The following is a 10623-nucleotide window of genomic DNA, read 5'->3' as shown; positions in this document are numbered from 1 at the left end:
CAGGCGCTGCAAAGACATCGGCGAGCACCTGGGAGCCCTCACCCAATATCCCGCCATGCACCTGGCGGCCATTACCGAATCTTGATTTCCCAAGGCCAACAGTGTGATGCCCAAGCGCCTGTCTTGAAATTGCATGTAGGCCTCCAAGTGCCAGGCGACAGATTTGCAGCGTTCTTGAGATCGAGCGCCGCCCGCGCGGCGCATCGCTGGCAAGCCAGCTCCCACATCTGTTTCGGGCCAGTTATGCCTGTGAGGGTACCGCTGCCCGCCTTGGTGCATGACTTGAGCCATGCAGGTATTGGGCGTCTAAAACTGAATTGCCTTGGTTTCTACGAACTCACCCAACCCCTCCTCCCCCCACTCCCGCCCATTGCCCGACTGCTTGTACCCCCCAAACGGCGCCTGGTAATTGAATGCCCCACCATTAACGAAGCACTGTCCCGCGCGCAGCTGCCGCGCCAGTTGCAGCGCTTTGTCCCGGCTGCCGGCCCACACCGCGCTGGACAACCCGAACGGCGAATCATTGGCCAGGGCAATCGCCTCGGCCTCGTCGGCATAGGGAATCAGGCACAGCACCGGGCCGAAGATCTCCTCCTGGGCGATGCGCATACGGTTGTCGACATCGGCAAAGAGCGTCGGCGGCACGTAGAACCCGCGCGCAAAGCCCGGCGCCGTTTCACCACCGCACAGCAGCCGGGCGCCCTCCTCCTGCCCGACACGGATGTACTCCTGCACCGTACGCCGCTGCCCCGCCGAACACATCGGTCCAAGGAAGCTGCGCGGATCCTGCGGGTCGCCCATCACCAGCCCACGCACCTCGTCCACCGCAATCTCCAACGCCTCGGCATAGCGCGCCGCCGGCAGCAGCATCCGGGTCAGCGCGGTGCAGGTCTGCCCCGAGTTGATCATCACGTCCTGCACGCCATAACGCACTGCCGCGTCCAGGTCGGCATCGGCGCCGATCAGCAGCGGCGACTTGCCGCCCAGCTCCAGGCACACCCGCTTCACCGACGGCGCCGCCGCCTGGGATACACGCACACCCGCGCCGGTGGAGCCGGTGAACGAGACCATGTCCACCAGCGGGTGCCGGGCCAAGGCCTCGCCCACTTTCGACCCCGGCCCGCTGACCAGGTTGAACACCCCGGCCGGCAAGCCGATGGCCTCGATCATCTCGGCCAGCACAAAGGCATGCAGCGACGTTTCCTGGCTGGGCTTGACCACCACGGTACAACCGGCCGCCAAGGCCGGCGCCAGCTTGCCGATCAGCTGGTGCAGCGGGTAGTTCCACGGGTTGATGAACGCGCACACGCCCACCGCCTCGCGGTACACCAGCGAGTTGCCGACCTCGCGCACTTCGTCCATCAACCCGGCCAGCGCGATGTACTGCTCAAACCCAACGATCGGCCCGTCCACCTGCACCGGCCGGCACCACTGCACCGGCATGCCCAGCTCGCTGGTGATCACCGCGGCCATCTCATCGGCTCGGGCCTTGAGCTGCTCGACCAGGGCACGAATGTACCCGGCACGCACGCTGGAGGGGGTTCGCGACCAGTCGGCAAACGCCCGGCGTGCCGCCTGCACCGCCCGCTCCACGTCCGCCTCGTTACCCAGCGGCACCTTGCCGGCGACCGCTTCGCTGGCCGGGTCGATCACCTCGGCCATGCCCTGCCCCAGCGGCTGCTGCCAGCGGCCATCGATGAACAAACGGCTGTACTCACGCATTGCGTTGCGCCTCCATCAGCTCGCCGGCACACAGCACGATACGCCGGCAGGCTTCGCGCAAAGGCTCTGCCCCCAGCACCAGGCCCAGGCGAATATGCCCGGCCGCGCTCGGGCCGAAGGCCTCACCGGCCAACACCGAAACCCCATGCAGATCGAGCAGGCGGTTGGAAAAGTCCTGCGCACTGAGCCCGGTTTCGCGGATATCGACCATCACGAACATCCCGCCATCGGGCTTGAGCGCACGCACACCCGGGCAATCCGCCAGGCACGCGCAGACCAGATCGCGGCGCTGGCGGTAGGCTTCGCGCATCGCTTCGAGCTCTGGCAGTGGCTGCTCGAGCGCAGCCACCGCGGCGTCCTGGATGAAGTCCGGCGAGCCGTACAGCATGCACAGCGCCAGGTTCTCCAGGTGCCCGGCCAGGTCCGGCGAACCCACCACCCAGCCCACCCGCCAGCCGGTCATGGCATGGGACTTGGACAGGCTGTTGAGCGTCGCCGTACGTTCGGCCATGCCCGGCAGGCTGCCGGGGCTGATGTGCTCGCCGTCGAACAGCAGCTCGCTGTACACCTCGTCGCTGATCAGCCACAGATCGTGGGCGATGCACAGCTCGGCAAGGGCTTCCCAGGTGCTACGCGGCAGACTGGCACCGGAGGGGTTGTGCGGGCTGTTAAGCGCCAGGGCACGGGTACGCGGGGTAATTCGCGCAGCCACATCCTCGGGCTGCACACGAAAACCATGCTCCGGGCGTACGGGCACAGGTACCACTTTCGCCCCACAGGCGCCGAAGACGGCTTCGTAGGTGACATACATCGGCTCGGCGACGATCACTTCATCGCCCGGCTCCAGCACGCACTGGGCCACGCAGAACAGCGCGCACTGCGCCCCCGCCAGCACCGTCACCTGGTCGGCCGTCACCGCCTGGCCGCTGCGCTGCTGGTGCCGCCGGGCGATGGCCTCGCGCAGGCTGCGCTTGCCACGCACGTCGGCGTAATGGGTGTTGCCGGCCTGCAGGCTGTCCATCGCGGCCTGGACGATAGGCGCCGGGGTGTCGAAATCCGGGTCGCCCACCGACAGCAGCAGTACGTCGCGGCCCTGTTCGAGCATGGCCAGGGCGCGGTAGTGGATCTCCCAGGCGGCAGCGCCGTCACCGGCGATCCGTTGGGTCAGGGAAGAAAAACGCATGGCAAATATCCTGTTGTGCGGGATGGGCTCAGCGCGCGCAGGCGTGCTTGAGCTCGATCAGAGTCACGCCGTTGCGAGCAAAGCCGCCGCGCAGGTCCCGTTGCAGTTCGTCGAGGCTTTGCGGCTGGGCGACCGTGCAGCCGAACGCGCGGGCCAGGCCTGCGAAGTCCGGGTTGCGCGGCAGCACGCCAATGGGCTCGATGTCCAGGTTGAGCATGTCGTCGCGGATCTGCCCCAGCGCGTCGTTGTTCCACAGCAGCACCACCAGCGGGCGGTCCAGCTCTTCGACGGCGGTGGCGAGTTCCTGGGCGGTATAGAGGAAGCCGCCGTCGCCCACCAACACCAGGCCTGGGCGCTCGCTGCTGCCGAACATGCCGCCGATACCCGCCGGCAGGCCGTAGCCGAGGGTGCCGTAGCCGGTCGGGTGCAGCCAGCTGCGCGGCGCCCGGCTGTTGAACACGTAGTTGCCGGTGTAGGCCAGCTGGGTCATGTCGGTGCTGATGAAGGCGTTGTCCGGCAACTCGGCGGCGATGCGGTCGAGGATCGACTGGTGCAGCGCCTGCAACGGGCCGTGGCTGGCCTGCACCGCGCTGCGCAGCGTGGCCACCGAAGCGCTGGCCGTTGTGGCATCGCGCACGCTGTCTGGCAATTGCTCGAGCAGCGCAGCCACGGTCTGCCCGGCATCGCCATGCAGCGCCACCGCGCAGGGGTAGAAGTCGTTGAACTTGCGCGGGTCAATATCCACCCGCAGCAGCTCACCGTTCAACGGCAGGCGCTCGCGCCAGAAGTCGGTGTCGGCCATTTCGGTACCGACCGCCAGCACCACGTCGGCCTGGGCGATCAGGTCCCAACCGGGCTCGACACACAGGCTGGAGCCGGCGTTGAGCGGTGAGTCCAATGGCGCCAGGCCCTTGCCGGCCACGCTGGTGAAGAACGGCGCGGCCAGGCGCTTGCTCAACAGTTGCAGCTCGGCCGCAGCGCCCAGCGCGCCCCCCCCGGCAATGATCATCGGGCGTTTGGCCGCCGCCAGTTTGCTGGCCGCCTGCTCCACGCTTGCAAGGTTCGCCGGGCCGCGCCCGGGGCGGCGCACCACATCAAAGCTCCAATCCCGCGCCACCGGCGCCGCCAGCACATCCAGCGGCACCGAGATATGCACCGGGCGCGGCCGTTCGCTGTCGAATACCGCATAGGCGCGGGCGATCAGCTCAGGCAGGTCCTCGGCCTTGAGGGCCACCGCCGAAAACGCGGTGATCGGCGCGGTCATGGCGCGCTGGTCCTGGGTCTCGTGCAGGCAGCCCCAGCCTTTGCCCAGGCTGGCAGTGTGGTTGACGCTGGAGATCACCAGCAGCGGTATCGAGTCGGCGTAGGCCTGGCCAATGGCGGTGGCGGCGTTGGTCACGCCGGGGCCGGTGATGATGAAGCACACCCCCGGCTTGCCGCTGACCCGCGCATAGCCGTCGGCCATGAAGCCGGCGCCCTGCTCGTGGCGGGTGAGCACATGGCGGATGCCGCTGCCGGGCAGGCCGCGATACAGCTCCAGGGTGTGCACGCCGGGGATGCCGAAGACGGTGTCGACGCCGTAATTGGCCAGCAGGCGCACCAGCGCCTGGCCACCGGTCAATGTGTTGTTCGTCATGTTCATGTCCTTACACCTGGCCGAGGCGGATCAAGGCATCGACCGCGGTGGTGCCGGTGGCACCGACCATCAATGGGTTCACATCCAGCTCCAGCAGCTGGCTGGCGTTCTCGCAGGCGTAGTCGGCCACCGCGCGGATGGCGGCGACCAGCGCTTCCAGGTCCGCTGCGGGCTTACCGCGAAAGCCCTGCAACAAAGCGGCACTGCGCAGGCCGAGCACGGCGTTGCGGATGGCGCCGTCGGTGGTCGGCAACAGCAGGCTCTTGCTGTCCTTGAGCAGCTCGACAAGGATGCCGCCGGCACCGATCACCAGCGCCAGGCCGAAGTCCGGCTCGCGCTTGATGCCGACGATCAACTCGGCCAGCGGTGCGCTGGCCATGGGCTCGAGCAGCACCTGGTCGAAGACGACGCCGGGGGCGTAGGCGGCGATGCGTGCGCGCATTTGTTCCAGCGCCCGGCTCAGGGCCGCTTCATCGCCCAGGTTCAGCGCCACGGCGCCGGCCTCGGTCTTGTGCGGCAACTGCGCACTGACGGCCTTGAGTACCAGTGGGAAGCCAACCTTTCGCGCATCGGCCGGCGCCTGCTGCGGGCTGCTGAGCACGCCGTTCGGCACGGGCAGGCCAAAGCCACGCAGGGCCTGCTTGGACTCCCACTCATTGAGCAGATGGTTGTCACCGCCAAGTGCCTGTGGGCACAGCGGCACCAGCGCCGATTCGCCCAGGGCCAGCAGCGCCTCGCGTTTTTGCCCATAGCGGGCCACCCGCCCCCAGGCCGCCAGGCCGTCTTCCACCCCTTGCAGGGCCGGTACGCCGGCCGCGTGCAAACGCTCGCGGGCGCTGGCCGGCAGCAGTTCGGGGAAGGCCGAGGTGACGAAGCCGGTCTTGCCATGGCGCTGCAGCGCCTCGCAGAACAGTCCCAGCAGCAGGTCGCATTCCTTGCGTTCGCCGGTAAACTCGGCGGGGTAATCCAGCACCAGCATGGCCGCGTCGGCGTCGCTGCGCAGGGCGCTGTCGAGCATGCGCTGCTTGGCCTCGCCGTCGCCCCAGATCGCCGTGGTGAAATCCAGCGGGTTGACCAGGTTGGCGTAGGCCGGCAGCACCTGGGCCAGTTCGTCGACCTGGCTGCTGTGCAGAGCAGGCAGGCGCAGCTGGTTGCTTTCGCTGTAGTCGGCGATCAGCCCGGCGTCCCCCCCTGAGCAGGCCAGGGCGATCAGGCTGTCACCCTTGGGCAGGTTGCCGCAGGCGGCGGCCTTGAGGGTTTCGACGAAGCTTACCGGGCCACTGACGCGGATCACCCCAAGGCGCTCGAACAGGCTGTCGTACAGGGCGTCGGAGCCGGACAGCGAGCTGGTATGACTCAACGCCAGTTCGGCGCCGATCTGCGACACGCCGGTCTTCAGCGCGATGATCGGGATGCCCTTCTCCAGCGCCTTGTGCGCGGCGCGGGCAAAGCCCGGCACGTTCTTCAAGCCTTCCAGGTGCAGGCCGATGGCCGTGACCCGTGGCTCGTCGAGCAGCACGTCCATCAGCTCGGCGATGCCCAGCTGTGCCTGGTTGCCGACCGAAGCCATGTAGGCCACCGGCAGCGAACGGTCGCTCATGGACAGGTTGTAGGCAAAGTTGCCGCTCTGGGTCAGCACCGCCACGCCCTTGTCCACCGCCTTGCCGCCGTGGGCCACGGGCCACAGGGCGGCGCTGTGCAGGTAGTCGAGCAGGCCGTAGCAGTTGGGCCCGAGCAGGGCCATGTCGCCGGCGGCGGCCAGCAATTGCTGTTGCAGGGCCAGGCCTTCGGCGCCGCTTTCGGCGAAGCCCGAGGCGTAGCAGATCGCCCCGCCCGCGCCCTTGGCGGCCAGTTCGGCGACGCAGGCCAGGGTCAGTTCGCGGTTGGTGGCGATGAACACCGCGTCCGGCGCGCAAGGCAGCTCGGCCACGCTGCGCACGCACGGCACGCCGTCGATGCTGTCGTGCTGCGGGTTCACCAGCCACAGCTGGCCCTGGTAGCCGCCGTCGGCGCAGCGCTTGAGTGCGCGGACCATGCTGCGCCCGCCGATGAAGGCCAGGTGCCGGGGCGTCAGCAGGCGCTTGAGGTTGTCACGAATGGCGTTGGACATGGCGAGGCTCCGGTCAGCGCAGCAGCGGGCGCAGCAGTTCGCGGGAGATGATGTGGCGCTGGATCTCCGAGGTGCCTTCCCAGATCCGCTCGATCCGCGCGTTGCGCCAGATCCGCTCCACCGGGCCTTCGTCCATCAGGCCCATGCCGCCGTAGATCTGCACGGCCTCGTCGGCCACCTTGCCCAGCACTTCGCTGGCGAACAGCTTGGCCATGCCGGCCTCGCCATCGGTCATAGTGCCCTGGTCCATCTTCCAGGCGGTGTGCAGGGTCAACAGCTCGGCGGCGCGGATCTGCGTGGCCATGTCGGCCAGCTTGAACGACACCCCCTGGTAGCTGCCGATCGCCTGGCCGAACTGTTTGCGGTCGGCTGCCCATTGCAGCGACGCATCCAGGGCACGCTGGGCCTGGCCGACGCAGTTGGCGGCGACCATCACCCGGCCGGCGGTCAGCCAGGCGTTGGCCACCTCCCAGCCCTTGCCGACTTCACCGAGCACCTTGCTTGCCGGCACCCGGCAGTCGTCGAAGAACATCTCGTAGGTGTGGTAGCCGCGGTTGCTCACGCATTTCGGGCCACGGCGGATGGTCATGCCCGGGGTGTCGCGGTCGACCAGGAAGGCGGTCACCGCGTTGCGCTTGCGGCCGTTGTGCTCATAGGTGTCGGTGACGGCGAAGACGATGGCGAAGTCGGCGTGCCCGGCATGGCTGATGAAGTGCTTGCTGCCGTTGAGCACGAAGTCGTCGCCCTCGCGCAGGGCGCGGGTCTTGATGGCATTGGCGTCGGAGCCGGCGCCCGGTTCGGTGAGGGCGAAGCAGTCGATCTTCTCGCCCTGGATGCACGGCAGCAGGTAGTCGTCGATCTGCTGGCCGGTGCAGGCCATGAGGATCTTCGAGGGCCGGGCGACGAACACGTGCAGCGCCCAGGAGACTTTCGACAGCTCGCGCTCGATCAGCGCTTGAGATAGGTAGTCGAGGCCGCCGCCGCCCACTTCCTCGGGCATGTTGAAGGCGTAGAAACCGGCGGCGATGGCTTTGCCGCGGATCTGTGCTGCAAGTTCGGGAGAGACCTCATCGGCTCGGTCCACGACCTCTTCATGGGGCAGCAGTTCCTTGGCGACGAAGCTGCGTACGGCATCCACCAACATTTCTTGTTCTTGGGTCAGTTGGAAATTCATGGCCTGTTCCTGGGTAACCGGGGGAAAGAGGGAGTGCTTATTTGCCGATGAAGCGTGGCGCGCGTTTTTCGCTGGCGGCGCGCAGGGCCTCGGCGCCGTCTTCGCTGCGCCCGCAGAGCAGGCCGGCGGCCAGTTCTGCGCTGAGCTGTTCGGCCAGGCTGCGCTGGGCGCCGTCACGGATCAGGCGCTTGGTCTGGGCATGGGCGAAGGTCGGGCCCTGGGCCAGGCGCGCAGCCAGTTCGGCGGCGGCCGTGGCCAGTTGCTCGTCGGCGACCACTTCACCCACCAGGCCGGCGGCCAGGGCACGTTCAGCGCCCCACAGTTCGTCGAGGAACAGCAGGCGCTTGGCCTGTTCACTGCCGATCAGCCGTGGCAGGTGCCAGCTGGCGCCGGCGTCCGGCGAGTAGGCCATGCTGGTGTAGCCGGCCTTGAAGCGGGCCGATTGCGCGGCCAGGCGCAGGTCGCAGCACAGCGACAGGTCCATGCCGGCGCCGACGGCGGTGCCGTTGATGGCGGCGATGGTGGGTTTGTCGAGGCTGTGCAGGCACTGCATCAGGGCGTGGGCGGTTTCGGTCCAGCCGTAGGTTTCCAGTGCGCCGCGGGCTTCGGCCTCGGCCCATTCGGCCAGGTCGGCCCCGGCGCAGAAGCTGCGGCCGGTGCCGGTCAGCACCACCACGCGCACGGCCGGGTCGCTGTTGCAGGCATCCAGGGTGGCGTGCAGGTGTTTGAGGGTTGGGATATCCAGGGCGTTGCGCTGGTCGGGGCGGTTCAGGGTGATCCAGGCGACGCCGGCTTCAACCTGGATGAGTAGGGACGACGGAGCAGTCATGACGGGCCTCGGATTGTTGTGATTGTGCTGAGGGTGGGTGACTTGAGGCTCATGCTAAACGAGTGTTCAACAAGGAGGCAATTGGGGGAGAAGGTGGTGTTACAACTTCGAACAAGTGGGGGGGACATCAGGGGAAAAGCAGGATCGCGTTTGGGCTGCAAGGTGCATGGCGACAGGGTTGCAGCGCCTATCAGATCGATGCGCCGCCCGCGCGGCGCATCGCTGGCAAGCCAGCTCCCACATCTGTTTCGGGCCAGTTACTCCTGTGACTTCATCGCTGTACGCCTTGTTGGCCCGACTCGATTTTGAAGTGGGCGCTGAAGGCCCTGCGCTTGACTTGAGACATGCACCAAGGCGGGCAGCGGTACCTTCACAGGCATAATTGGCCCGAAACAAATGTGGGAGCTGGCTTGCCAGCGATGCGCCGCGCGGGCGGCGCTCGATCTGCCAGGCGCTGCAAAATCACCGGCGGGCACCTGGTGGCCCTCACCTAATTCGCCGGCGAACACCTACCCCCCCTCTCAAACCACCGGCACCTCCACCACCACCCCCTGGCGCCTGCGCTGCACCACGAAATACGCCGCATAACACAGCGCAATAAACCCAAAGCCCCAATACAACGAAGGCCGCTGGGTCTCATCCATCGCCAAAAACACAAACAGCGAACTGCACAGGGTGATGCACAGCAACGGCACCAGCGGGTACAGCGGCGCACGGTACTTGAGGTCGCTGACCTGCCCGCCCTCGCGCAGGAACTGCTGGCGGAAGCGGTACTGCGCCAGGGCAATCACGATCCAGGTCACCGTCCCCGACATGCCGCTCACCGCCATCAGCACCATGAACAAGGTGTCCGCCGCGACGAAGCTGGTCATCAGCGAGATCAGCGCGAAGCACAGGGTGATGAACAGCGCGCGCAGCGGCACGCCACGGCTGCTCAGCGGCGACAGGCTCTTGGGCGCCATGCCGGTCTTGGACATCGCCCAGAGGATACGGGTGGAGGCATACAGCCCCGAGTTGCCCACCGACAGGATCGCGGTGAGGATCACGAAGTTCATCAAGTCCGCCGCATAAGGGATGCCGACCATGTCGAACACCTGCACGAACGGGCTTTCCATCAGCCCGGCCTGCTGCCAGGGCACGATCGCCGACAGCACCACGATGGCCAGCACATAGAAGATCAGCACGCGGAACACCACGTTGCGCACCGCCCGCGGAATGCTCTTTTCCGGCTGGTCGGTTTCACCCGCCGCCACGCCCATGATCTCGCAGCCCTGGAAGGCGTAGACCACGGTCATCATCACTGCGAACACCGCCGACAGGCCGTTGGGGAACAGCGATTCACCGATCAGGTTGCTCATCATTGGCGCCGGTGCCCCGCTGGTCAGCGGGATGGCGCCGAAGATCACCAGCACCCCGACGATGATGAAGCCGAGAATCGCCGCCACCTTGATGCCGGCAAACCAGTATTCCGCCTCGCCGAAGGCACGGGTCGCCAGGGCGTTGATGCCGAACAGCACCGCCACGAACAGCGCCGACCAGTACCAGATCGGCACCCCTGGGAACCAGCGTTCCATCAGCATGCCGGCGGCGGTGAACTCCAGGCCCACGGTGGTGGCCCAGCTCATCCAGTACACCCAGCCGATCATGAAGCCGGTGGCGGGGCCGATGAATTTCGTCGCATGGGCCTGGAACGAGCCGGACACCGGCATCTGTACCGACAGCTCGCCCAGGCAGACCATCACCAGGTACATCAGGAAACCGGCCACCAGGTAAGCCAGGATCGCGCCCACCGGCCCGCCCTGGTTGATGGTCACGCCCGAGCCCATGAACAACCCGGTGCCGATCACGCCACCGAGCGAGAGCATGAAGATGTGCCGGCTCTTCAATGCCCGTGTGAGTTGGATACCTTCAGCTTTACGGCCTTTCATTATTGTTATCTCCAATAAGCCTTTAGGGCCGCGTGTGCAGC

The 10623-nt window shown here is 67.0% G+C and carries 7 protein-coding genes; all 7 read right to left on the bottom strand.

Features of this window, described 5'->3' with window-relative positions; translation table 11 throughout:
- Positions 1-306: 306 nt before the first annotated feature.
- On the bottom strand, positions 307-1722 hold the full coding sequence (locus ACQ4N9_RS15410) for an aldehyde dehydrogenase family protein (RefSeq protein WP_430933199.1): 1416 nt from the start codon (positions 1720-1722) through the stop codon (positions 307-309).
- Positions 1715-2905 (bottom strand): pyridoxal phosphate-dependent aminotransferase, encoded by a 1191-nt coding sequence (locus ACQ4N9_RS15405; RefSeq protein WP_390969922.1) that lies wholly within the window; start codon positions 2903-2905, stop codon positions 1715-1717. Before ACQ4N9_RS15405 ends, ACQ4N9_RS15410 begins: the two co-directional genes overlap by 8 nt.
- 28 nt (positions 2906-2933) lie before the next feature.
- On the bottom strand, positions 2934-4541 hold the full coding sequence (locus ACQ4N9_RS15400; protein ID WP_390969920.1) for a 5-guanidino-2-oxopentanoate decarboxylase: 1608 nt from the start codon (positions 4539-4541) through the stop codon (positions 2934-2936).
- Between the two features lie 10 nt (positions 4542-4551).
- Complete coding sequence (locus ACQ4N9_RS15395) at positions 4552-6651, bottom strand: acetate--CoA ligase family protein (protein ID WP_430933196.1); 2100 nt, start codon at positions 6649-6651, stop codon at positions 4552-4554.
- Positions 6652-6664: 13 nt separating this feature from the next.
- Positions 6665-7825 (bottom strand): acyl-CoA dehydrogenase family protein, encoded by a 1161-nt coding sequence (locus ACQ4N9_RS15390; RefSeq protein WP_390969917.1) that lies wholly within the window; start codon positions 7823-7825, stop codon positions 6665-6667.
- A gap of 37 nt (positions 7826-7862) precedes the next feature.
- Positions 7863-8654, bottom strand: a complete 792-nt coding sequence (locus tag ACQ4N9_RS15385) for an enoyl-CoA hydratase/isomerase family protein (RefSeq protein WP_390969916.1) — start codon at positions 8652-8654, stop codon at positions 7863-7865.
- Positions 8655-9175: 521 nt separating this feature from the next.
- The gene (locus ACQ4N9_RS15380) at positions 9176-10582 is read right to left on the bottom strand and encodes an amino acid permease (RefSeq protein WP_390969914.1); all 1407 of its coding nucleotides are present in this window, start codon (positions 10580-10582) and stop codon (positions 9176-9178) included.
- Positions 10583-10623 lie beyond the last annotated feature (41 nt).

Origin of the sequence: Pseudomonas sp. ES1 (assembly GCF_050586605.1) — a bacterium.
Classification (GTDB): Bacteria; Pseudomonadota; Gammaproteobacteria; order Pseudomonadales; family Pseudomonadaceae; genus Aquipseudomonas; species Aquipseudomonas sichuanensis.
This window is presented reverse-complemented; position numbering and strand designations above follow the sequence as displayed.

Excerpts from the sequence above, each read along its gene's own strand:
- ACQ4N9_RS15410 (WP_430933199.1), bottom strand. The coding sequence starts at position 1,722 with ATGCGTGAGTACAGCCGTTTGTTCATCGATGGCCGCTGGCAGCAGCCG.
- ACQ4N9_RS15405 (WP_390969922.1), bottom strand. The coding sequence starts at position 2,905 with ATGCGTTTTTCTTCCCTGACCCAACGGATCGCCGGTGACGGCGCTGCC.
- ACQ4N9_RS15400 (WP_390969920.1), bottom strand. The coding sequence starts at position 4,541 with ATGACGAACAACACATTGACCGGTGGCCAGGCGCTGGTGCGCCTGCTG.
- ACQ4N9_RS15395 (WP_430933196.1), bottom strand. The coding sequence starts at position 6,651 with ATGTCCAACGCCATTCGTGACAACCTCAAGCGCCTGCTGACGCCCCGG.
- ACQ4N9_RS15390 (WP_390969917.1), bottom strand. The coding sequence starts at position 7,825 with ATGAATTTCCAACTGACCCAAGAACAAGAAATGTTGGTGGATGCCGTA.
- ACQ4N9_RS15385 (WP_390969916.1), bottom strand. The coding sequence starts at position 8,654 with ATGACTGCTCCGTCGTCCCTACTCATCCAGGTTGAAGCCGGCGTCGCC.
- ACQ4N9_RS15380 (WP_390969914.1), bottom strand. The coding sequence starts at position 10,582 with ATGAAAGGCCGTAAAGCTGAAGGTATCCAACTCACACGGGCATTGAAG.